Source organism: Streptomyces lavendulae subsp. lavendulae, from assembly GCF_002803845.1.
Lineage (GTDB): Bacteria > Actinomycetota > Actinomycetes > Streptomycetales > Streptomycetaceae > Streptomyces > Streptomyces lavendulae.
Genome location: NZ_CP024985.1, coordinates 4,992,845 through 5,014,850, shown reverse-complemented (window position 1 = coordinate 5,014,850; position 22,006 = coordinate 4,992,845). Strand labels below are relative to the sequence as shown.

At 73.7% G+C, this 22,006-nt stretch carries 17 protein-coding genes; 3 read left to right on the top strand and 14 right to left on the bottom strand.

What is annotated here, in order from left to right:
• Positions 1-177: 177 nt before the first annotated feature.
• The 8 genes from SLAV_RS22260 to rsmI form a co-directional block, all read right to left on the bottom strand.
• Complete coding sequence (locus tag SLAV_RS22260) at positions 178-1,977, bottom strand: ABC-F family ATP-binding cassette domain-containing protein (RefSeq protein ID WP_030231956.1); 1,800 nt, start codon at positions 1,975-1,977, stop codon at positions 178-180.
• Positions 1,978-2,005: 28 nt separating this feature from the next.
• Entirely contained in the window at positions 2,006-3,346 is a 1,341-nt protein-coding gene (locus tag SLAV_RS22255) for an acyltransferase family protein (RefSeq protein ID WP_030231958.1), read from the bottom strand.
• 74 nt (positions 3,347-3,420) lie between these two features.
• Positions 3,421-4,347: a 4-(cytidine 5'-diphospho)-2-C-methyl-D-erythritol kinase gene (locus tag SLAV_RS22250; RefSeq protein ID WP_388096923.1), complete on the bottom strand. Its 927-nt coding sequence runs from the start codon at positions 4,345-4,347 to the stop codon at positions 3,421-3,423.
• Between the two features lie 23 nt (positions 4,348-4,370).
• Positions 4,371-5,273, bottom strand: a complete 903-nt coding sequence (gene rsmA, locus SLAV_RS22245; RefSeq protein WP_030231962.1) for a 16S rRNA (adenine(1518)-N(6)/adenine(1519)-N(6))-dimethyltransferase RsmA — start codon at positions 5,271-5,273, stop codon at positions 4,371-4,373.
• Between the two features lie 154 nt (positions 5,274-5,427).
• On the bottom strand, positions 5,428-6,960 hold the full coding sequence (locus SLAV_RS22240; protein WP_394298622.1) for a resuscitation-promoting factor: 1,533 nt from the start codon (positions 6,958-6,960) through the stop codon (positions 5,428-5,430).
• Between the two features lie 967 nt (positions 6,961-7,927).
• Complete coding sequence (locus SLAV_RS22235) at positions 7,928-8,815, bottom strand: TatD family hydrolase (protein WP_030242194.1); 888 nt, start codon at positions 8,813-8,815, stop codon at positions 7,928-7,930.
• A gap of 10 nt (positions 8,816-8,825) precedes the next feature.
• Positions 8,826-9,320, bottom strand: coding sequence for a hypothetical protein (locus SLAV_RS22230; protein ID WP_030242197.1), 495 nt, complete (start codon positions 9,318-9,320; stop codon positions 8,826-8,828).
• Between the two features lie 160 nt (positions 9,321-9,480).
• A complete protein-coding gene (gene rsmI / locus SLAV_RS22225; RefSeq protein WP_051841588.1) occupies positions 9,481-10,380 on the bottom strand; it encodes a 16S rRNA (cytidine(1402)-2'-O)-methyltransferase in 900 nt (299 codons plus the stop codon).
• Positions 10,381-10,523: 143 nt separating this feature from the next.
• On the opposite strand from rsmI, the gene SLAV_RS22220 reads away from it, so the two are divergent.
• Entirely contained in the window at positions 10,524-12,290 is a 1,767-nt protein-coding gene (locus SLAV_RS22220) for a dolichyl-phosphate-mannose--protein mannosyltransferase (RefSeq protein WP_030242202.1), read from the top strand.
• On the opposite strand, the gene SLAV_RS22215 is transcribed toward SLAV_RS22220, so the two are convergent.
• Positions 12,287-13,243 (bottom strand): IS481 family transposase, encoded by a 957-nt coding sequence (locus SLAV_RS22215; RefSeq protein WP_100660760.1) that lies wholly within the window; start codon positions 13,241-13,243, stop codon positions 12,287-12,289. The genes SLAV_RS22220 and SLAV_RS22215 overlap by 4 nt on opposite strands.
• Positions 13,244-13,523: 280 nt before the next feature.
• Here SLAV_RS22215 and SLAV_RS22210 point away from each other — a divergent pair, with 280 nt between their 5' ends.
• Entirely contained in the window at positions 13,524-15,167 is a 1,644-nt protein-coding gene (locus tag SLAV_RS22210; protein WP_030238704.1) for a penicillin-binding transpeptidase domain-containing protein, read from the top strand.
• 68 nt (positions 15,168-15,235) lie between these two features.
• Here the strand turns inward: SLAV_RS22210 and SLAV_RS22205 are convergent, their stop codons facing one another.
• From SLAV_RS22205 to SLAV_RS22190, 4 genes are read right to left on the bottom strand one after another with little or no spacing between them, the layout of a single operon-like run.
• The gene (locus tag SLAV_RS22205) at positions 15,236-16,393 is read right to left on the bottom strand and encodes a serine hydrolase domain-containing protein (protein WP_030238707.1); all 1,158 of its coding nucleotides are present in this window, start codon (positions 16,391-16,393) and stop codon (positions 15,236-15,238) included.
• Positions 16,394-16,421: 28 nt separating this feature from the next.
• Positions 16,422-17,219 carry an energy-coupling factor ABC transporter ATP-binding protein gene (locus SLAV_RS22200; protein ID WP_051841361.1) on the bottom strand — a complete coding sequence of 266 codons (798 nt, stop codon included), beginning with the start codon at positions 17,217-17,219 and terminating at the stop codon, positions 16,422-16,424.
• Positions 17,207-17,968: a cobalt ECF transporter T component CbiQ gene (gene cbiQ / locus SLAV_RS22195; RefSeq protein ID WP_030238712.1), complete on the bottom strand. Its 762-nt coding sequence runs from the start codon at positions 17,966-17,968 to the stop codon at positions 17,207-17,209. Before cbiQ ends, SLAV_RS22200 begins: the two co-directional genes overlap by 13 nt.
• Position 17,969: 1 nt before the next feature.
• On the bottom strand, positions 17,970-19,034 hold the full coding sequence (locus tag SLAV_RS22190) for an energy-coupling factor ABC transporter permease (protein ID WP_030238714.1): 1,065 nt from the start codon (positions 19,032-19,034) through the stop codon (positions 17,970-17,972).
• A 177-nt stretch (positions 19,035-19,211) separates the two neighbouring features.
• On the opposite strand from SLAV_RS22190, the gene SLAV_RS22185 reads away from it, so the two are divergent.
• Positions 19,212-19,676, top strand: coding sequence for an SsgA family sporulation/cell division regulator (locus SLAV_RS22185; RefSeq protein ID WP_030238717.1), 465 nt, complete (start codon positions 19,212-19,214; stop codon positions 19,674-19,676).
• Positions 19,677-19,793: 117 nt separating this feature from the next.
• On the opposite strand, the gene SLAV_RS22180 is transcribed toward SLAV_RS22185, so the two are convergent.
• The gene (locus SLAV_RS22180) at positions 19,794-21,998 is read right to left on the bottom strand and encodes an MMPL family transporter (protein WP_030238720.1); all 2,205 of its coding nucleotides are present in this window, start codon (positions 21,996-21,998) and stop codon (positions 19,794-19,796) included.
• Between the last annotated feature and the right edge of the window lie 8 nt (positions 21,999-22,006).

The following is a 22,006-nucleotide window of genomic DNA, read 5'->3' as shown; positions in this document are numbered from 1 at the left end:
ACCTTCGGCGTCAGGCGGTGGGAATCTGCGGGTCGGGGGTCACGGGGCGGAAAGAACCGACTCTTTCTATCACCCGTGGCCGACATGCGACGGGCCGGTCGGACCCCTGTTCCCAAGGTCGGACCGGCCCGTGACTCGGCCGTTACCGCGCCGCTCGACGCCCCGCGGGGCGCTTCCTCAGGCCTCTTCGGCCAGTTCGAGCCAGCGCATCTCCAAGTCGTCCCGCTCGGAGATCAGTTCGCGCAGCTCCGCGTCCAGCTTGGCCACCTTGTCGTAGTCGGTGGAGTTCTCGGCGATCTGCGCGTGCAGGTTCGACTCGCGGTCCGACATCTTGTTGAGCTGGCGCTCGATCTTCTGGAGCTCCTTCTTCGCGGCGCGCGAGTCGCCCGAGGAGGAGGACTTGGCGGCGGCCGCCGGGGCGGGCGCCGGAGCGGCCGCCTCGATCATCCGCTGCCGGCGCTCCAGGTACTCGTCGAGGCCGCGCGGCAGCATCCGCAGGCTGGCGTCGCCCAGCAGCGCCATCACCGTGTCGGTGGTGCGCTCGACGAAGAACCGGTCGTGGGAGATCACGATCATCGAGCCGGGCCAGCCGTCGAGGAGGTCCTCCAGCTGGGTCAGCGTCTCGATGTCGAGGTCGTTGGTGGGCTCGTCGAGGAAGAGGACGTTGGGCTCGTCCATCAGCAGCCGCAGGATCTGCAGCCGGCGCCGCTCACCGCCGGAGAGGTCCCCGACGGGCGTCCACTGCTTCTCCTTGGTGAAGCCGAACTGCTCGCACAGCTGGCCCGCCGTCATCTCGCGGCCCTTGCCCAGGTCCACCCGGTCACGGACGCGCTGGACGGCCTCCAGGACGCGCAGGGACGGGTCGAGTTCGCCGACCTCCTGGGAGAGGTAGGCCAGCCGGACCGTCTTGCCGACGGTGATGCTGCCGGCCGCGGGCTGCACCTCGCCCTGCGTACGGGCGGCCTCGGCGAGGGCGCGCAGCAGGGAGGTCTTGCCGGCGCCGTTGACGCCGACGAGGCCGACGCGGTCGCCGGGGCCCAGGTGCCAGGTGAGGTGCTTGAGCAGGACCTTGGGGCCGGCCTGGACGGACACGTCCTCCAGGTCGAAGACGGTCTTGCCCAGACGGGCGTTGGCGAAGCGCATCAGCTCGGAGGTGTCGCGCGGCGGCGGCACGTCGGCGATCAGCTCGTTGGCCGCCTCGATGCGGTAGCGCGGCTTCGAGGTGCGCGCGGGGGCGCCGCGGCGCAGCCAGGCCAGCTCCTTGCGCATCAGGTTCTGCCGCTTCTGCTCCTCGGTGGCGGCGATGCGTTCGCGCTCGGCGCGGGCGAAGACGTAGTCGCTGTAGCCGCCCTCGTACTCGTGGACCTCACCGCGCTGCACGTCCCACATGCGGGTGCAGACCTGGTCGAGGAACCAGCGGTCGTGGGTGACGCACACGAGCGCGGAGCGGCGCTCCTGGAGGTGCTTGGCCAGCCAGGAGATGCCCTCGACGTCGAGGTGGTTGGTGGGCTCGTCGAGGACGAGGAGTTCCTGGTCCGCGATGAGCAGCTTGGCGAGCGCGATGCGGCGGCGCTCACCGCCGGAGAGGGGACCGATGACGGTGTCGAGGCCCTGGCCGAAGCCCGGCAGGTCGAGCCCGCCGAAGAGCCCGGTCAGCACGTCGCGGATCTTGGCGTTGCCGGCCCACTCGTGGTCGGCCATGTCCCGGATGATCTCGTGCCGGATCGTGGCGGAGGGGTCGAGGGAGTCGTGCTGGGTGAGCACGCCCATGCGCAGGCCGCTGTTCTGGGTGACCCGGCCGGTGTCGGGTTCCTCCAGCTTGGCGAGCATCCGGATGAGGGTGGTCTTGCCGTCGCCGTTGCGGCCGACGACACCGATCCGGTCCCCCTCGGACACGCCGAGGGAGATGCCGTCGAGCAGGGTACGGGTGCCGTACACCTTGCTGACTGCCTCGACATTGACCAGATTGACGGCCATCAGACGCGCTCCAGGGAAGGGGTGTGGATCAGCCCCTCAGCCTAACCCTCCGGGCGGACCCCGACCGTTCCACCAGCAAGGCGCCTCCGACGGCCATGCCGATGGCGGCGGGCGCGGTGACCGGAAGGGCGATCAGGACGGCGCTGTGGCCCTGGAGGAGACCGCCGAGACCGGTCATCGACAGGCCCAGGATCCCCAGCAGGCACAGGGTGATCCCGGCGGCGGCGACCGGTCCGCTGCCGGGTCCCTCCTCGCGGACGGCGCCGCGGGCGGCCGCGCCCGGGGCCTCGAAGCGGCGGAAGCAGGCCACGAGGAGGGCGGTCAGGGCCGCGGCGAGCAGGATACGCACCGGTACCTGCACCCACCAGGCGCCGGTGGCCGGCTCCGGGAGGGTCATGCCGAGCAGGAGCTGGCCCGCGTACACGCCGAGCATGGCGGTGAGGTGCCACAGGAAGGCGGTCATGGCGACCCCGTTCGCGGCGACCACCCCGTGCCAGACGCGGGGCCGGGCCAGCCAGGCGCCGGCGGGGCGGGCGAGCAGCTGGACCGCACCGACCAGCCACATGCCGTGGCAGAGCAGGGCGAGGGTGGGCGGGGCCATGTTGGACACCTTCTCGCCGGGCATCCCGACCATGGACAGCGGGTACGGGCCGAAGGCCACCAGCAGGACCGCGCCGGCCAGACCGGCGGCCCCGAGGAGGGCGGGCCGGGTGATCCGGCCGTCGGCGCGCAGGAAGCCGAGCTGGTGCACGGCGAGCCAGACGAGGGCGAAGTTCAGGAACTCCACGTACGGGACCCCGAGCGCGAAGCGCAGTACGTCGACCAGCGCGGCCGCCCCGGCCAGCGCGGCGAACGCGGCCCAGCCGTGGCGGGCGTGCAGCCTCAGCAGCGGCGGGGTGAGGGCGACCATGGCGAGGTAGATCCCGATGAACCACAGCGGCTGCGTGACGGTGCGCAGCGCGGCGCCGGTCAGCCGGCCGCCGCCGTGCCCGGCGAGCTGCACGGCCAGCGCGAGGGCGGCCCAGACCAGGACGAACACCAGGGTGGGCCGCAGCAGTCGGCGCAGCCGGGCGCGCAGGAAGACGGCGTACCCGGGCCGGCCGGGGTACCTGCGCTCCAGGGACCGGTAGGACAGGGCGTGGGAGAACCCGCCGACGAAGAAGAACACCGGCATGACCTGGAGGGCCCAGGTGAGGACCTGGAGCGGGGGGACGAGGGCGAGCAGGTTCCCTATGCCGTCCCCGCTGACCGCGGCCATCAGCCAGTGGCCGAGGACCACGGTGGCGAGGGAGGCGACCCGGAGCAGGTCGACGTAGCGGTCCCGGGCGGTGGGCGTGGCCGCGGCCATGGCGCGCGCGCTGACTGTCATGCCCCCACGGTCCCGCGCGGCGCCGGGCCGCCGACAGGGCGCGGATACTCATCCGCGCCCTGAGTAGCCGCCCGTCAGGCGGGGACCACCGTCGCCCCGGGGGCCGGGGAGGCGGTGATCCGGGTGGCCCGGCAGGTGCCGGACGCTTCGAGGGCCGCGGCGACCTTCTGGGCCGACTCCGGATCGCGGACCAGGAAGGCGGTGGTGGGCCCGGAGCCCGACACCAGCCCGGCCAGCGCCCCCGCGTCGGCGCCCGCCGCGAGGGTGGCGGCCAGCTGCGGGCGCAGCGAGAGCGCCGCCGGCTGGAGGTCGTTGGCCAGGGCGGCGGCAAGCGCGTCCGGGTCGCCGGAGGCGAGCGCGGCGAGCAGGACCGGGGAGGCCTGCGGGACGGGTACGTCGACGCCCTCGGTCAGCCGGTCGAACTCGCGGAACACCGAGGGGGTGGACAGGCCCCCGTGCGCGACGGCGAACACCCAGTGGAAGGTCCCCGCCTCGACGGGCGTCAGCAGCTCGCCGCGTCCGGTGCCGAGCGCGGCGCCGCCCACCAGGCTGAAGGGGACGTCGCTGCCCAGTTCCGCGCAAAGGGCGAGGAGGTCCTCGCGCGGGGTGTCGAGTCCCCACAGCGCGTCGCAGGCCAGCAGCGCCGCCGCGCCGTCCGCGCTGCCGCCGGCCATGCCGCCCGCGACGGGGATGTTCTTCGCGATGTGGAGGTGCACGTCCGGGGAGATCCCGGCGCGGGCGGCGAGCACCTCGGCGGCGCGGGCCGCGAGGTTCGTACGGTCCAGGGGGACCTGGTCGGCGTCCGGGCCGGAGCAGGTGACGGTCAGGGCGTCGGCCGGGGTCGCCGTCACCTCGTCGAAGAGGGAGACGGCCAGGAAGACGCTGGCCAGGTCGTGGAAGCCGTCGGGGCGGGCCGCGCCCACCGCCAGCTGGACGTTGACCTTCGCGGGGACCCGTACGGTCACGCCCGCGCCGGGGCCCGCCGTACGGGTGTCCGTCACGTCGGCGCCCGTCGTGCGGGCGTTCACAGGGCGGGCCTCTCGGCGGCGGGCTTGTGCTCGGCGATCGCCGCGAACTCCTCCACGGTGAGGGACTCGCCGCGGGCCAGCGGCGCGACCCCGGCGGCGACCAGCGCCGCCTCGGCGCCGGCGGCCGACCCGGCCCAGCCCGCGAGGGCGGCGCGCAGGCCCTTGCGGCGCTGCGCGAAGGCGGCGTCGACGACCGCGAAGACCTCCGCCTTGGTGGCGGTGGTCTTCACCGGCTCGGCGCGGCGCACGAGGGAGACCAGTCCGGAGTCGACGTTCGGGGCGGGCCAGAAGACGTTGCGGCCGATGGACCCGGCCCGCTTGACGTCCGCGTACCAGTTGGCCTTGACCGAGGGGACGCCGTAGACCTTGTTGCCGGGGCGGGCGGCGAGCCGGTCGGCGACCTCCGCCTGGACCATGACGAGGGTCCGCTCGATGGTCGGGAACCGGTCGAGCATCGTCAGCAGCACCGGGACGGCCACGTTGTACGGCAGGTTCGCGACGAGCGCGGTCGGCGCCGGGCCGGGCAGTTCGGTGACCAGCATCGCGTCGGAGTGGACCAGCGCGAAGCGGTCCTTCTTCTGCGGCATCCGCGCCTCGATGGTGGCGGGCAGCGCGGCGGCCAGGATGTCGTCGATCTCCACGGCGACCACCCGGTCGGCGGCCTCCAGCAGGGCGAGCGTCAGCGAGCCGAGGCCGGGGCCGACCTCGACGACCACGTCGTCCGGGCGCACCTCGGCGGTGCGGACGATCCGGCGCACCGTGTTGGCGTCGATGACGAAGTTCTGCCCCTTCTGCTTCGTCGGGCGTACGCCGAGGACCTCGGCCAGCTCTCGGATGTCGGCCGGGCCGAGGAGGGCGTCGGAAGGGGTCGCGGGGGGCTGCTGCTCTGCGGTGCTCACCGGTAAAGCGTCTCAGATCGGCCGGGTGATCCCGAGCCGGACCGGGTGTCCGGTCCGCGCGGGTGTTCGCGCCGCCCGGGGGCGGGGTGGGCGCGGGGGCCGAACCCGGCGCCCCGGGGCGGCTCCCCGGGGCCGGTGGACGGGGCGGTGCGGGTCAGTGGGTGAGCTCCCGCCCGCAGTGCGGCCAGGGACTGGCCCCCCGCTGCACGTAGAGCTTCTTCGCCCGGAACGTCTGTTCGCTGCCGGGGGCGTCCTGGGGGCGGCCGCTGCCGCCGAGGGCCTGCCAGGTCTGTACGTCGAACTGGTAGAGGCCGCCGTAGGTCCCCGAGGCGTCGGTGGCGGTGGGACGGCCCCCGGACTCGCACCGGGCGAGGGCGTCCCAGTCCAGGCCGTCGGCGCCGGCCACGGAGGCGGGCAGCGGCTTCGTGCCGACCTTGACGAGCTGGCTGACCGGCTCGCGCACGACCTCTTCGGCGATCTTGCGGGGTTGCTGGCGGACGCCGTTGACGGTGCGGAGCCCGTACGTGACCCGGCGCGCGCCGGGCCGGCCCACGCGTTCGACGACCTCGGTGCCCGCGAAGAGGGTGTCGTCCTCGACGCGTTCGGTCTCGTACGGGATGCGTTCCTCGCGGACCTCGCGGGTGCCGGTGATGCGGAGCACGGTGACGGTCTGGCCGTCGCGGGGGAAGGAGTCGGGGGGCACGGAGGTGGTGTCCTCGCCGCGCAGGGTGATGCCGGCCTGGTCCAGGGCCTCCTGGACGGTGGCGGCGTTGGTGCGGATGGTGCGTTCGCGGCCGTCGGCCATGAAGGTGACGCCGCGTTCGGTACGGACGCCCAGGGTGAGGCCGGAGCGGGGGACGGGCGCGGTGCGGGGGGCGGAGAGGTAGGCGCCCTCGACGCGGACGCCGAGCTGGCGCAGGGCGCCCTCGACGGTGGAGGAGGTGGTCCACACCTGGCGGCTGTGGCCGTCGAGGGTGAGCCGGAGGGGCCGGCCGTAGCGGACGACGACCTGCTCGCCGTCGTCGAGGGCGGATCCCCTGGCGGGGGCGACGAGGTCGTGCGGGCCGACGCCGAGGCCCTCGGCGTCGAGGAGGTCGTCGACGCTGCCGGCGAAGGTGTGCAGGGTGCGGGGGACTCCGTCGACGGTGAGGCGTACGGCCTTGTCGGCGGCGACGAAGGCGGTGGTGCCGCCGGCGAGGAAGGCGACGACCAGTGCCTGCGGCACGATGCGCCGCCAGTTGTCGCGGGCCGCGGCGGCGCTGCCGGTGACCGTGCCGCGGCGGCGCCGGCCGGACGGGACGACCCGCGGGGCGTCGGCGGCAGCGGCCGCCCGCCGCCGGGCCGGCTCACCGGGGGCGTCGGCGGCGGGGACGGCCCGCCTGCGGCCGGTGGCGGGCGGCGCGTCCGCGCCGGGGTTCGCGGAGCGCCGCCGGGACGCGGCGGGCGGGTCACCCCCGTCGGGGTCCCCGGCCCGGCGACGGCCCGGGACGGCGGGCAGCGCATCGGCGTCAGACACTCCGGAACGGCGCAGCCCGGGGGCTGCGGAGGGCGGGACGTCGGCCCCGAACACGGCCCGAGGCCGGCCGGTGGCGGGCGGAACGTCACCGTCGGGGGGCGCGGCGCGGCGGCGGCCGGTGGCGGGCGGGGCGTCACCGTCGGGGGTCACGGCGCTACGGCGCCCCAGGATGCCGGCGGGCGAAGCAGCGGCATCGAACGCGGCCCGGCGACGGCCGGTGGCGGGGGGAACATCACCGTCGGACGGCGCGGCGCGACGGCGGCCGGGGGCGGGGGGCGGGGCGTCGCCGTCGGGGGGCGCGGCGCGACGGCGGCCGGAGGCTGCGGCGGGCGGGACGTCACCGTCGGACGGCGCGGCGCGGCGGCGGCCGGTGGCGGGCGGAACCTCCGCGTCGGCCCCGACGGGGAGGGGGCCCGGGCCGGGGTCGGCGGGGGCGCGGCGGCGGCCGCGTCCGGTGGGCGGGCCGTCCACGGCGTCCGGATCCGCGGGCCCGCCGCCCGCGGTGGGCCCGGTGGCCGGGGCGGGCCCGGTGGCCGGGGCGGGAAGGCTGCCCGGGGCTGAACCGGAGGCCGGGGCGGGGGCGCGGCGGCGGCCGAGGCCGCGGGCCGGGGCGGGTTCCCGGTCTGTTCCCTTGCGCCGGCGCCCGGCCCGCCGCCCCTCGCCCCCGCCCCGGGGGGCGGGCACCCCGGCCCCGTCCCCGGGGCGGGGGCCGGGGGCGGGGGCGGGGTCAGAACCGGGTCCGGTACCGGTGCCGTGCCGGGCTCCGGCCCTGGTGCCGAAGCCGGAGCCGGTACCGCTGCCGTGCCCGGATCCGGCCCCGGTGCCGGGGTCGAAGTCGGTGCCGTGCCCGGATCCGGATCGGGCCCCGGTGCCGAAGCCGGGGCCCGAGTCGGGGCCCGAGTCGGGGCCGGAGTCGGGGCCGGAGGCCGGATCCGGGGCGGAGGCCGGCCCCGGGCCGGACGGGGCGGGGTCCGGCCAGGGGGTACGGCGGTGACTGCCCTGCGTATCGCTCACGTCGCTCGCTCCACTGGTCCGGCCCCGGCTGGTTCGGGCACGGCACCCTAGCGGGAGCGGCCGTCACGCACCAAAGCCGTTCGACCACGCAGCGTGTCGGACGAACAGGTGTGTCAGTGGTGGGTCAGTAGTCGAAGGCGCGCGCCGTGTTCGCGGCCAGCGCCGTCGCCATGGCGTCCTCGTCGATGCCGCGGACCGCGGCCATCGCCCGCACCGTCAGGGGAATGAGGTACGGCGCGTTGGGCCGTCCGCGGTAGGGCGCCGGGGTGAGGTACGGGGCGTCGGTCTCCACCAGCACCAGCTCCAGCGGGGCCACGGCCAGCGCCTCGCGCAGCGGCGCGGCGTTCTTGAAGGTGACGGTTCCCGCGAAGGACATGTAGTACCCGGCGGCCGCGCACTCGCGGGCCATGGCGGCGTCGCCCGAGTAGCAGTGGAAGACGGTCCGCTCGGGCGCGCCCTCCTCCCGCAGGACGCGCAGCACGTCCGCGTGGGCGTCGCGGTCGTGGATGACCAGCGCCTTGCCCTGCCGCTTGGCGATCTCGATGTGGGCCCGGAAGGAACGCTCCTGTGCGGCCATCCCTTCCGGCCCGGTGCGGAAGTAGTCCAGTCCGGTCTCGCCGACCGCCTTGACGTGGTCCAGCGCGGCCAGCGCCTCGATCTCGGCCAGGGCCTCGTCGAGGGCCGCCTCCCCGCCGCCGGTCCGCGCGCCCTGGCGGGACCAGCCGTCCGGGTCGCCGTGCACGATCCGGGGGGCTTCGTTCGGGTGCAGGGCCACCGCCGCGTGGACGTTCGGGTGGACGGCGGCGGTCTCGGCGGCCCACCGGGAGCCCTTCACGTCGCAGCCCACCTGGACGACGGTGGTCACGCCCACCGAAGCGGCCTTCGCGAGGCCCTCCTCGACCGTGCCGGCCTGCATGTCGAGGTGGGTGTGCGAATCCGCCACCGCCACCCGCAGGGGTTCGGGCAGCGGTGGCGGCGTGTCCTTCGCCCCCGTCTTGTCATCGCGTGTCATACGGCCGATCTTATGACCGGCGCAGGCGCCCCAGCAGACGGGAGAACCAGCTCCGGCGCCGCTCCGGCGCGTCGGTCGCGACCGGCCCGGGGGCGTCGTGCAGCGGTGCGGCCTTGCGCGGCTTCGGGGTCCGCGGGACGTCGGCGCCGGCCGGTACCGGTCCGGCGATTCCGGGTGCGACGCGGTGGTGGTAGAGCTGGTCGAGCATGCCGAGCACCGAGGAGACCTGCCCGGCCCGCATGATCCGTACGACGTGCCCGCCGCAGTTCAGGCAGGTGGGGTTGGACAGCGGGGAGGGCACCCGCTCGCCGTTGACCATGTACATGATGAACGGCTGACCCGTGCCGTCGACGTGGTGTTCTATCGCGTAGGCCTGCTCCCACCCGTACCCGCACTTCATGCACGCGAAGGAGTACGCCTCGTGCACGGTCTGTACGGCAGGTGTGGATACGGCGTCCGATACGGCCAGGGGTGCGGGTACCGGGGTGTCTGCGATCTCACTCATGCCAGCTCCTCTTGTTCCACTGGTGCCATTGCCAGTGGACGCCTCTTCGGGCGGGAGCGCATCAGACCCTGTTCAGTGTTGGACCATCTTTGGGCCAGTCATGCCAAAAGACGTCGGTGCGCGGTCTGAGCTTTGCTTTTCAGGCCGGCTCTTTACCGACCTACGGCACCTTTCGAGTCGCATTCTTTGCCGCGACCACCGCGTCGAAGACCTCGCGCTTGGGTAGCCCGGCCTCCGCCGCGACCGCCGCGATGGCCTCCTTGCGGCGCTCCCCCGCCTCCTCGCGCACCCGTACCCGCCGCACCAGCTCCTCGGCGTCCACGTCGCCGGGCGCGGCCGCCGGGGCGCCCTCGACCACGATGGTGATCTCCCCGCGGACCCCGTCGGCCGCCCACAGCGCGAGGGCGCCGAGTCCGCCGCGCTTGACCTCCTCGTAGGTCTTGGTCAGCTCGCGGCAGACGGCGGCCCGCCGGTCCGCGCCGAACACCTCGGCCATCGCCGCCAGGGTGTCGTCGAGCCGGTGCGGGGCCTCGAAGTAGACGAGCGTGCGCCGCTCGGCCTCGACCTCGCGCAGCCGGCCCAGGCGTTCGCCCGCCTTGCGCGGCAGGAACCCCTCGAAGCAGAAGCGGTCCACCGGCAGCCCGGACAGCGCGAGCGCGGTGAGCACGGCGGACGGCCCGGGCACGGCCGTGACCTTGACGTCCTTCTCCACGGCGGCGGCGACCAGCCGGTAGCCGGGGTCGGAGACCGAGGGCATCCCGGCGTCCGTCACCAGCAGCACCCGCTTGCCGGCCTCCAGGGCCTCGACGAGCTCCGGGGTCCGGGCGGACTCGTTGCCCTCGAAGTACGACAGCACCCGCCCGGTGGTGTGCACGCCGAGCCCCTGCGTCAGCCGGCGCAGCCGCCGGGTGTCCTCGGCGGCGATCACATCGGCCCGCTCCAGCTCGGCGCCTAGCCGGGGCGGGGCGTCGGCGAGGTCCCCGATGGGAGTCCCGGCGAGGACGAGCACGCCGTCGGTCGGGGAGGTGGCTTCGGTACCGCGGGCCTGTTCAGCTGTCACCCCGCCATCCTCTCATCGCTCCCGGCCCGCCTCCGGGCGCTCCCGCCCGCCCCGCCCGCCGCACCCGCGCCACGGGCCGACTTCGCGGGTCCCGACCCACGTGGGGGCTGGGGCTCCACAGGGGCGTTCCCTACGATGACCCGGTGACCAGTACCGCGACGCCGCCGCCCAGCCCCGCGGGGGCCCCGCCCGTACCGCCGGGCGCGGGCGACTCCGCGCCCGAGCCGTCCCCGTGGCTGCGCCGCCTGCGGGGCTTCGGCTACGCGCCCGCCGCGCCGCCGGCCGATGTCCGCGCCCGCCTGGTGCCCCCGTACGCCCGCCCGTCCGGGCAGCTCTGGGCGGCGCTCGGGATCCCGGAGGCGAGCCGGCACACCTGGCAGCGGGTCATGGCGTGGGCCGGTCCGCTGCTGGTGACGCTGGTGGCGGGGGTACTGCGCTTCGCCCACCTGGGCAGCCCGAAGGCGGTGATATTCGACGAGACGTACTACGCCAAGGACGCCTGGGCGACGATCCGCCAGGGCTACGAGGCCAGTTGGCCCAAGGATGTCGACAAGTCGATCCTCGCGAATCCCGACGGCGTGCCGCTCCCCCTGGACCCCGGCTACGTCGTCCACCCTCCGGTCGGCAAATGGGTGATCGGGCTCGGCGAGTGGATGTTCGGCTTCGACCCCTTCGGCTGGCGGTTCATGACGGCCGTGCTCGGCACCCTGTCGGTGCTGATGCTGTGCCGGATCGGCCGCCGGCTGTTCCGCTCCACCTTCCTCGGCTGCCTGGCCGGCGCGCTGCTCGCGGTGGACGGCCTGCACCTGGTGATGAGCCGCACGGCCCTCCTCGACCTGGTCCTCATGTTCTTCGTCCTGGCGGCCTTCGGGGCGCTGGTCATCGACCGCGACAAGGCCCGCGCCCGGCTCGCGGCGGCGCTCCCGCTCGACGAGGAGGGCCGGGCCCGCCCCGACCCGGACGTCGCGCGGAACCTGCGGCTGGGTCTGCGCCCGTACCGGCTGCTGGCCGGCGTCTGCCTGGGCCTGGCCTTCGGCACCAAGTGGAACGGCCTGGTGGTGCTGGCCTTCTTCGGCGTGCTGACCGTGCTGTGGGACGCGGCCGCCCGCCGCACCGCCGGCGCGGGTACCCCGTACACGGCGATGCTGCGCCGGGACGCGCTGCCGGCCTTCCTGTCGACGGTGCCGGTGGCGATCGGCGTGTACCTGGCCTCCTGGGCGGGCTGGATCCTGAGCCCGGACAACGGCAAGGGCGGCTACTTCCGCGACTGGGCCGCCAAGTACGACCGGAACAGCTCGCTCTCCTTCCTCCCGGAGTGGCTGCGCAGCCTGTGGCACTACGAAACCGAGGTCTACAAGTTCCACGTGGGCCTGACCTCGGGCCACACCTACGAGTCGAACCCGTGGAGCTGGCTGGTCCTGGGCCGGCCCGTCTCCTACTTCTACGAGTCCCCCTCCCCCGGCACCGACGGCTGCCCGGCGACCGAGGCGGGCAAGTGCGCCCGCGAGGTCCTGGCCCTGGGCACCCCGCTGCTGTGGTGGGCGGGCTGCTTCGCGCTGCTGTACGTGCTGTGGCGGTGGTTCTTCCGCCGCGACTGGCGGGCGGGCGCCATCGCGTGCGCGCTGGGCGCCGGCCTGCTGCCCTGGTTCAACTACCAGGAGCGGACCATCTTCTACTTCTACGCGGTGGTCTTCGTCCCGTACCTGTGTCTGGCCGTGGCCATGATGATCGGCGCCCTGCTGGGCCCGGCGGGCTCCACCGAACGCCGCCGCGCCCTGGGCGCGATCGGGGCGGGCGTCCTCGTCCTGCTGATCGTCTGGAACTTCATCTACTTCTGGCCCATCTACACCGGCCAGACCCTCCCGATGGACTCCTGGCGCGGCCGCATGTGGCTGGACACCTGGATCTAGCTGTATTGACCCGCAGGGTTGTTTACGCGGCTGATGGGCGGGTGTCCGCCCAGGGCGGTGTGGCAGCGGTGGTGGTTGTAGGTGTGGAGGAAGTCTGCCAGGGCTGCTGTCCGCTCGTCGTTTGAGGTGTAGGGCCGCAGGTAGGCCCATTCGTCGAGCAGGGTGCGGTTGAAGCGTTCGACTTTGCCGTTGGTCTGGGGCCGGTAGGCGCGGGTGAGTTTGCCGCTTGCGCCGAGGTGGGCCAGGACGGTCTTCCAGGCCAGGCCCTTGCGGTAGGCCCAGGCGTTGTCGGTCAGGACCCGTTCGATGCGGGTGATGCCGTGGTGGTGGAAGAACGCGGCCGCGCGGGTGAGGAACCCCGCGCAGGTCGCGACCTTCTCGTCGGGGTGGATCTCGCTGTAGGCCAGGCGGGAGTGGTCGTCGACCGCGGAATGGACGTAGTCGAAGCCCATCCCGTTGCGGGTGGCACGGCCGGCCTGCCGGCCCAGGGCCTTGTGGCCGCCGCCGTCGGGGATCCGGCCGAGCTTCTTCACATCGACATGGATCAGCTCGCCGGGCTTCTCGCGTTCGTAGCGGCGGATCAGGGTGCCGGTGGGACGGTCCATGAACGAGAGCCGGTTCAGACCGTGCCGGGTCAGGATTCGGTGGACGGTCGAGGCGGGCAGGCCAAGGACCGGGCCGATCCGGGCGGGGCCCAGCTTGCGGGCCCGCCGCAGGTCGCAGACCCTCGCTTCGACCTCGGCCGAGGTCCGGTGCGGGGTCGTGCGAGGTCGGCTGGAGCGGTCGTGCAACCCGGCCGGGCCGTCGTCCCGCCACCGGCGCACCCACTTGTGTGCGGTGGCCCGAGATATGCCCATCTCGGCGGCCACGTGCGCGACCGGGCGGCCCGAAGCGACCCGCTCGACCAGCAGGCGCCTACCGAAGACGGTCAGCCGGGCATTACGGTGGGACACGAAGACCTCCGTTGTGCAATGGGTTCCTAGACAGCTCCCACCACACCGGAGGTCTTCGTCATGTTCAAGACCCACCGAGTGTCAACAACGCTCGTGATCAATACATCTAGCGCGTTCGCCGCATCGCCGCGTTCCCCGCGTTCCCCGCGTTCACCGTGTGATGCGTGCGACATCCCGTTCCGGTGAACAACAGCGTGAGATCACGCTCGCGCAGCGTAAGGTCCACACCAGGAGTTCTTTGAACATGTTCAGAGAACGGGGGTTCCTGGGGAGGGGACGTATGAACGGGGCGGCGAAGGGTGCCATCGTCGGCGGGGTGTTTATCGCCATGGTCGGCGGCACCGCGTACGGGGTCTACAGCCTGGTCGGCGACGCGGGCTCCGGCGGCGGCGACGCCAAGGGCTCGATGAGCGGCAGCGCTCCGGGCGGACAGAAGGCGAGCGGGCCCGTCACCGAGAAGGAGACCGCCGAGACCGCGCGGGCCTTCCTGGCCGCGTGGGCGGCCGGCGACGACGGGACCGCGGCCGGCCTGACGAACGACACGCAGGCCGCGCAGTCGGCGGTGGCCGACTACCGGAAGGCCGCGTACGTCTCCAAGGCCGTGATCACCCCCGGCACCCCCGAAGGCACCACCGTGCCTTTCAAGGTCGAGGCCGAGGTCACCTACCAGGGCACGACCAAGCCTCTCGTCTACGACTCCCGGCTGACCGTCGTACGAGGCGAGAGCACCGGCAAGGCGCTCGTGGACTGGCAGCCCTCGGTGATCCACCCGCAGCTCCAGCGCGACGAGCGGCTGCGCGCGGGCACCCCGGCGAGCCCGCCGGTGCGGGCCGTGGACCGCAACGGCAAGGAACTCACGGCGGAGCGCTACCCGTCGCTGGGCCCGGTCCTGGACGCGCTGCGCAAGACGTACGGGGAGAAGACCGGCGGCACCCCCGGCGCCGAGCTGTGGATCGAACCCGCCACCCCCGACGCCCCCAAGCGGACGCTGGTGACGCTGGCCGAGGGCAAGCCCGGACGGATCGAGACCGTCCTGGACGCCGATGTGCAGGCGGCGGCCGAGAAGGCGGTCGCCGGGCGCGCCGAGGCCTCGGTCGTCGCGGTCCAGCCGAGCACCGGCGACATCCTGGCGGTGGCCAACCACCGCCGGGACGGCTTCAACGCGGCGATGCAGGGCAAGCGGGCCCCCGGCTCCACCATGAAGATCGTGACGGCGGCGATGCTGCTGGAGAAAGGACTGGTGGCCGCGGACCGGCCCGCGGCCTGCCCGGCCACCGCCTCCTGGGACGGCAAGGTCTTCCGCAACCAGGGCGGCTTCTCCACACAGGGCCAGACCTTCGCGAACAGCTTCGCCCGGTCCTGCAACACCGCCTTCATCAGCCTGATCGACGACGTGAAGGACAACGGCGCCCTGCCGGGCGTGGCCCGCGATGCCTTCGGCATCGGGCTGGACTGGAAGACGGGCGTCCCCTCGCAGGACGGCTCGGTACCGCCGGCCTCCGGGTCCGCGGCGGCGGCCGAGTACATAGGCCAGGGCGCGATCCAGATGAACCCGCTGAACATCGCCTCCATCACGGCCACGGCCCGCAGCGGCGTGTTCCGCCAGCCGGTGCTCGTCAAGGCCTCCCTGGACGGGCGCACGCTGGCCACGGCCTCCCGCCGGCTGGCGCCCGGGGTCTCGGCGCAGCTGGTCCAGATGATGCGGCAGACCGCCACGAGCGGCACCGCCGCCGGGGCGATGTCCTCGGTCCACGGCTCCGACAAGGGCGCGAAGACCGGCTCGGCGGAGGTCGACGGCGCGGCCGCCCCCGACAGCTGGTTCACGGGCTTCAGCGGTGACGTGGCGGCCGCGGCGATGGTCGAGGGCGGCGGTCACGGGGCCGACGCGGCGGGCCCGATCGTCGCCCAGGTCCTCAACTCCTGACGCACCGCCCGCCGGGGTCCCGGGCCCGCGGAGGTCACAGGCCCGCGGAGGTCACCGGCCCGGCGGGGTCACAGGCAGCTGCGCAGTGCGCGGACCAGGGCCTGGGCGCGGGGGTCGGCGGTGACCGACTTGGCGTGGGCGTTCGTCACGTAGCCGAAGCCGATGCCCGCCTCCGGGTCGGCGAACGCCAGCGAGCCGCCCCGCCCCGGGTGTCCGAAGGAGGCCGGGGACAGCAGCGGCGAGGCCGGGCCGTGCAGCATGTACCCCGGGCCGAAGCGGGTGCCCACCACCAGCACCCGGTCGGCGCCCGACGCGAACTCGGTGCCGGCGAGCGCGGTCGTCGCCGGGGTGAAGACGCGGGCGCCGTCCTCGACCACCCCGATGGTGGCCCCGTAGAAGCGGGCCAGTGCGCGGGCCGTTCCGATGCCCGCGGAACCGGGGAGTTCGGCGGCCTGGTACACGGGGTCGTTCTCGTCGGGCTGGGGGTCGATGGCGGCGAAGGCGCGGCGGGTGAGGGACTCCGGGTCCGCGTAGGCCTCCGAGACGTTTCTCCTCGGCCGGGTCTTCAGCAGGCCGGCACTCTCCGGGGGCTCGACCGGGGCCACCCGGCCCACCCGGTGCGCCTGGTCCTCCGGGAGGCCGATCCAGAAGTCCAGTCCCAGCGGCTCGGCTATCTCCTCGGCGAGGATCCCGCCCACCGTGCGGCCGGTCGCCCGCAGCACCAGCTCGGACACCAGCCAGCTGAAGGTCTGGGCGTGGTAGCCGTGCGCGGTGCCGGGTTCCCAGTGGGCCCGCTGCGCGGCGACGGCGCGCGGGCCGGTGACGCCGTCCACGGCCTGCTCCACGGTGAGTCCGCGGTCCAGGGCGGGTACCCCGGCCTGGTGGGCGAGCAGGTGGCGGACCAGGGTCCGGTCCTTGCCGCCCGCCTTGAACTCCGGCCAGTACGAGCCCACGGGCGCGTCCAGGTCCAGCAGTCCGCGCTGGTGCAGCAGCAGCGGCACGGCGGCGGACACGCCCTTGGTGGCGGAGCGCACGATCTGCGCGGTGTCCTCGGTCCAGGGCTCGGTGCCCTCGGCGTCCTTGGTGCCGCCCCACAGGTCGACGACCTTGCGGCCGTCCCGGTAGACGGCCACGGCCGCACCCCGGTCGCCCAGCACCTGGAAGTTGCGCGCGAAGGCCTCTCGGACGGGCTCGAAGCCCTCGGTCACCACACCCTGGATGTTCACGTCCGGGGCAACAACCGCAGGCCGGCGCTTATGCCACGGGTACCGAGCGGGGGTCGAAGCCGAAGGGCAGCTCCAGCCGGTGGGCGCCCATCAGGGCCTCGTCGCACAGCAGGTCACGGGTGCGGCCGTCGGCGGCGATGACGCCCTCGCTGAGGATCACCGAGCGCGGGCACAGTTCCAGCGCGTACGGCAGGTCGTGGGTGACCATCAGCACGGTCACGTCCAGCGAGCGCAGGATGTCGGCGAGCTCGCGGCGCGAGGCGGGGTCGAGGTTGGAGGAGGGCTCGTCCAGGACGAGGATCTCGGGGCGCATCGCCAGTACGGTCGCCACCGCCACCCGGCGACGCTGCCCGAAGGAGAGGTGGTGCGGGGGGCGGTCGGCGAAGTCGGCCATGCCGACCAGGTCGAGGGCCTCGCGGACCCGCTCCTCCAGTCCGGCGCCGCGCAGGCCGGCCGCCGCCGGGCCGAAGGCCACGTCCTCGCGGACGGTCGGCATGAAGAGCTGGTCGTCGGGGTCCTGGAAGACGATGCCGACCCGGCGGCGGATCTCGGCGAGGTTGCGCTTCTCCACGGGCAGCCCGGCGACGGTCACGGTGCCGACCCCGCCGCCCAGGATGCCGTTGAGGTGGAGCACGAGGGTGGTCTTGCCCGCGCCGTTGGGGCCGAGCAGGGCGACCCGCTCCCCGGCGGCGACGGTGAGGTCGACGCCGAAGAGGGCCTGGTGCCCGTCGGGGTAGGCGTAGGCGACGCCGGACACCTCCAGGGAGGGCGCGGGCGGCGTGGAGGAGGCGGAAGCGGGGGCGGAGGGAGCGGTCACAGCGTCCATCCCATCAGACAGACGGCGAGGGCCGTCACCGGGAGCACGGCCGCGTACGCCCACTGGGCGCGGCTGGCCGTGACGTCGTCGATCACCGGCATCGAGCCGGTGTAGCCGCGGCTGACCATCGCGAGGTAGACCCGCTCGCCGCGCTCGTAGGAGCGGATGAAGAGGGCGCCGGCCGTTTTGGCGAGGACGCCCCAGTGGCGCACGCCCCGGGCCTCGAAGCCGCGGGAGCGGCGGGCGATGGACATCCGGCGCAGCTCCCCGGTGATCACGTCGCCGTACCGGATCATGAAGGAGGCGATCTGGACGAGCAGCGGCGGGAGCTTCAGGCGCTGCAGGCCCAGCAGCAGGGCGCGCAGTTCGGTCGTCGAGGCGAGCAGGACGGAGGCGGCCACGCCGAGGGTGCCCTTGGCCAGGACGTTCCAGGCCCCCCACAGGCCGGAGACGCTCAGGGAGAGGCCGAGGACCTGGACCTGCTCGCCTTCGGCGACGAAGGGCATGAGGACGGCGAAGGCGACGAAGGGGACCTCGATCAGCAGCCGGCGCAGCAGGAAGCCGGCGGGGACCCGGGCCGCCGCCGCGACGACCGCGAGCAGGACGGCGTAGAGGCCGAAGGCCCACATCGCCTCGCGCGGGGTGGACACGACGACGACCACGAACGCGAAGGTCGCGGCGATCTTGCAGTGCGGCGGCAGCCCGTGCACGGGCGAGTGCCCGTGCCGGTAGAGCTTGTGCGCGTGACCGGCTCCCATGTCAGTGGGCCGAGGGGGCGGCCGTGGCGGTGGCGGTGAGGTCTTCGGCGCGGCGCCGGCGCACGGCCCAGAAGATGCCGGTGCCGACGAGGACGGTCCCGCCGACGCCGATGATCCCGGCGAGGCCGCCGGAGAGGCGGGCGTCGGAGACGTCCTTGACGCTGTAGTCGGCGAGCGGGGAGCCCGCGGCGGCGTGCTCGCGGGCCTTGGCGTCGATGCCCTGGTCGGCGGCCACCTTCTCCAGGCCGTCGGGGCTGGAGGAGGCGTAGTAGGAGACGAACCCGGCGAGGACCAGGGCGGTGACCAGGCCGCTGATCCACAGCGGGCGGGTGGAGCGGGCGGCGGCCGGCACGGGGGCGGCGGCCGCGGCGGCGGGGGCGTCGACGAGCCGGCCGTCGACGCGCAGCTTCAGCGGGACGGCCAGTCCGCGCGCGCCGTGCACCAGGTCGGGCCGTACGGCGATGACGGCGCCCACGGTCGCGGCGGTGATGACGGCTTCGCCGATGCCGATGAGGACGTGCACGCCGGTCATCGCGGTGAACACCTTGCCGATCGGGACGTCGGTGGTGCCGCCGAGGGCGTAGAAGAGGGTGAACATGACGGCCGCGCCGGGCACCGAGAGCAGGGCTCCGGCGAAGGCGGCGACGGTGACCGAGCGGCGGCCGGCGGGCAGCACCTTGAGCAGCCCGCGGAAAACGGCGTAGGCGACGACCACGGTGACGACGGCCATGTTGGTGATGTTGACGCCGAGGGCGGTCAGGCCGCCGTCGGCGAAGAGGATGCCCTGCATCAGCAGGACGACGGAGACGCACAGGACGCCCGTGCAGGGGCCGACGAGTATGGCGGCGAGCGCCCCTCCGAGCAGGTGGCCGCTGGTGCCGGCGGCGACCGGGAAGTTCAGCATCTGCACGGCGAAGATGAAGGCGGCGACGAGGCCGGCGAGCGGGGCGGTGCGCTCGTCGAGCTCGCGGCGGGCTCCGCGCAGGCTGACCGCGACGGCGGTGGCGGCCACTGCTCCGGCGGCCACCGAGACGGGTGCGTTGATGAATCCGTCGGGCACATGCATGGAGCGGCTCCGCTTCCTCTTCCTCACTTAAGTCTTTAACCGTTCAAGAATAGTGCCCAGTTGCAAATGGTTGGCAAGAGCGGGTCCGTCACAAATGGACCCGCGCGATTTCGTGGGAATGTGCGACGCTGGACGGACAAACGGACTTATTTGCTCCGATTTTGAGGAGTCTGGCCGATGTCAGCCACCGCCGAGAATCCACCGGGCCGCACCGCCGGGGCCGCCGGGGCCGCCGGGACCGCCACGGCGACAGCGCCCGCGCCGCCGACCGCGACCGCTTCCGCCTCCGCCCCCACCGTCGAGATGCGCGTGCGCGCCCGCGTCATCAGCGACGACCCCCTCTACCGCGCCATTCCCGTGGCCCTGCGCTTCACCGCCGCCGAACCGCTCGCCGTCCGCGTCGTCTTCCCCGCCGAGCTGTCCCCTGAGGACACCGACAACGAGTGGGTCTTCCCCCGGGCCCTCCTGGAGGCGGGCCTGCTGGCCCCGACCGGGACCGGGGACGTCCGCGTGTGGCCCTGCGGGCGGGTGCAGGCCGTGGTCGAGTTCCACTCTCCCGAGGGAGTGGCCGTCATCCAGTTCGACATCGCCGCGCTGCGCCGCTTCGTGCGCCGCACGTACGCGGTCACCGCCACCCGGTAGGCCCAACGCCGCGCGACGGCGTGACGGCGTGACGGCGGACGAGACGAAACGCCACCGGCCCCGTACCTGGAGTCCAGGTACGGGGCCGGGTTCACGTCAGGCGTCAGCCGTCAGCCGTCAGGCGTTGACCAGCTCGCGGTCCTTGTCCGGGCCCTCCGCGGAGCCGGAGTCGGCGTCGCCGAGGTGCTTGCGCAGGCTCTCGCCCTCCACGTCCACGTTCGGCAGGATCCGGTCGAGCCACTTCGGCAGCCACCAGGCCTTGTGGCCGAGCAGCGCCAGCACCGCCGGGACGATGGCCATGCGTACCACGAAGGCGTCGAAGAGGACCGCGACGGCGAGACCGAAGCCGATCATCTTGACCATCGCGTCGCTGGCCCCCAGGAAGCCGGAGAAGACGGCGATCATGATGACGGCGGCGGCCACGACCACGCGGGCGCTGTACTGGAAGCCGGTCACCACGGCCTGGCCCGGGCGCTCGCCGTGGACGTACGCCTCACGCATGCGGGTGACCAGGAAGACCTCGTAGTCCATGGCCAGGCCGAAGACCACGCCCACCATGAAGATCGGCATCATCGACATGATCGGACCGGTCTGCTCCACCCCGAACAGCGAGCCGAGCCAGCCCCACTGGAAGACCGCGACGACCGCGCCGAGGGCCGCGACGACCGACAGCAGGAAGCCGAGGGCCGCCTTGAGCGGGACCAGGATCGAGCGGAAGACCAGCATCAGCAGCAGGAAGGCCAGGCCGACCACGAGCGCCAGGTAGGGCAGCAGCGCGTCGTTCATCTTCTGCGAGAAGTCGATGTTCATCGCGGTCTGGCCGCTGACGTACACGCCCTCGGGGTCGCCCTCGCGGATCGAGTGGACCAGGTCCTCGGTCTCGACGGAGGACGGCCGGTCCTTCGGGATGACGCTGACGATCGCCGCGTCCTTGGCCTCGTTCTGGACCGGCGGCATCACGACCGCCACCCCGTCCAGGCCCTTGATCCGGTCGGCGGTCTTGTCGGCGAGCGCCTTGTCACCGTCGACGACCACCATCAGGGGACCGTTGAAGCCGGGGCCGAAGCCCTCGGAGAGCAGGTCGTACGCCTTGCGCTGGCTGGTGGAGACGGGCTTGGAGCCGTCGTCCGGCAGGCCCATCTCCAGCTTGCTCGCCGGAATGGCGACCGCACCGAGGCCGATCACGCCGACCAGCAGGACCATGACCGGGCGGCGCAGCACGAAGCGGGCCCAGCGGGTGCCGCCGTTGGCCTTGGGCTCGGTACCAGCCGGCTTGCCCTTGCCGAAGAGCTTGCTCTTCGTACCGGCGGGCAGCACCTTCTTGCCCGCGAAGCCCAGGATGGCGGGGACCAGGGTCAGGGCGACGAGCACCGCGATGACCACCGTTCCGGCGGCCGCGACACCCATCTTCGTCAGCATCGGGATGTTGACGACGGCCAGGCCCACCAGGGCGATGACCACGGTCAGACCGGCGAACACCACGGCGGAACCAGCGGTTCCGGTTGCCCGGCCGGCCGCTTCGTCGCGCTCGCGGCCCTCGGCGAGCTCCGCGCGGTAGCGGGAGACGATGAAGAGGGCGTAGTCGATGCCGACCGCGAGGCCGATCATCATCGCGAGGGTGGAGGTGGTGTTGCCGAGGTCCAGCACGTTGGCGAGCGCGGTGATGGAGGAGACGCCGATGCCCACGCCGATCAGCGCGGTCAGCAGCGGCAGCCCGGCCGCGATCAGCGAACCGAAGGTGATGACGAGGACGACCGCGGCGATCAGGATGCCGATGACCTCGCCGGAGCCCGTCTCGGGGGCCTCCATCAGCGCGTCGCCGCCGATCTCGACCTGGAGGCCGGCCTTCTGCGCGTCGTGGCCGGAGTCCTTGAGGGCGTCGCGGGCGTCGTCCTTCAGCTCCATCCCGCTGACCTTGTACTTCACGCTGACGTAGGTGGTGGAGCCGTCCTGGCTCACCGCCTTCGTCTGGTACGGGTCCTCGACGCTGGCGATCTGGTCGGCGCCGGGGCCGCCCTTCAGGCCGGAGATGAGCTTCTCGACCTCGGCCTTGGGCGCCGGGTCGGTGACCTTGGCGCCCGCCGGGGCCTTGACGACGATGCGGGCGGTCGCGCCGTCGGCGGACATGCCCGGGAACTTCTGGTCCAGCAGGTCGAAGGCCTTCTGGGCCTCCGTCCCGGGTATCGAGAAGGAGCCGGAGGTGGGTGCCGAGGCGGTCGCGGCGCCGAAGCCGGCCGCGAACAGCAGCGCCACCCAGACGAGGGCGACGAGGCCGCGGCGCCTGAAGGCGCCTCGGCCGAGCCGGTAGAGGAAGGTGGCCACGTCGTGGT

Bases quoted from the DNA above. Each gene is read 5' to 3' on its own strand.
- SLAV_RS22190 (WP_030238714.1), bottom strand. From the start codon at position 19,034: ATGCATGTGCCCGACGGATTCATCAACGCACCCGTCTCGGTGGCCGCC.
- SLAV_RS22185 (WP_030238717.1), top strand. From the start codon at position 19,212: ATGTCAGCCACCGCCGAGAATCCACCGGGCCGCACCGCCGGGGCCGCC.
- SLAV_RS22260 (WP_030231956.1), bottom strand. From the start codon at position 1,977: ATGGCCGTCAATCTGGTCAATGTCGAGGCAGTCAGCAAGGTGTACGGC.
- SLAV_RS22230 (WP_030242197.1), bottom strand. From the start codon at position 9,320: ATGAGTGAGATCGCAGACACCCCGGTACCCGCACCCCTGGCCGTATCG.
- SLAV_RS22210 (WP_030238704.1), top strand. From the start codon at position 13,524: ATGAACGGGGCGGCGAAGGGTGCCATCGTCGGCGGGGTGTTTATCGCC.
- SLAV_RS22200 (WP_051841361.1), bottom strand. From the start codon at position 17,219: ATGGACGCTGTGACCGCTCCCTCCGCCCCCGCTTCCGCCTCCTCCACG.
- SLAV_RS22235 (WP_030242194.1), bottom strand. From the start codon at position 8,815: ATGACACGCGATGACAAGACGGGGGCGAAGGACACGCCGCCACCGCTG.
- cbiQ (WP_030238712.1), bottom strand. From the start codon at position 17,968: ATGGGAGCCGGTCACGCGCACAAGCTCTACCGGCACGGGCACTCGCCC.
- SLAV_RS22255 (WP_030231958.1), bottom strand. From the start codon at position 3,346: ATGACAGTCAGCGCGCGCGCCATGGCCGCGGCCACGCCCACCGCCCGG.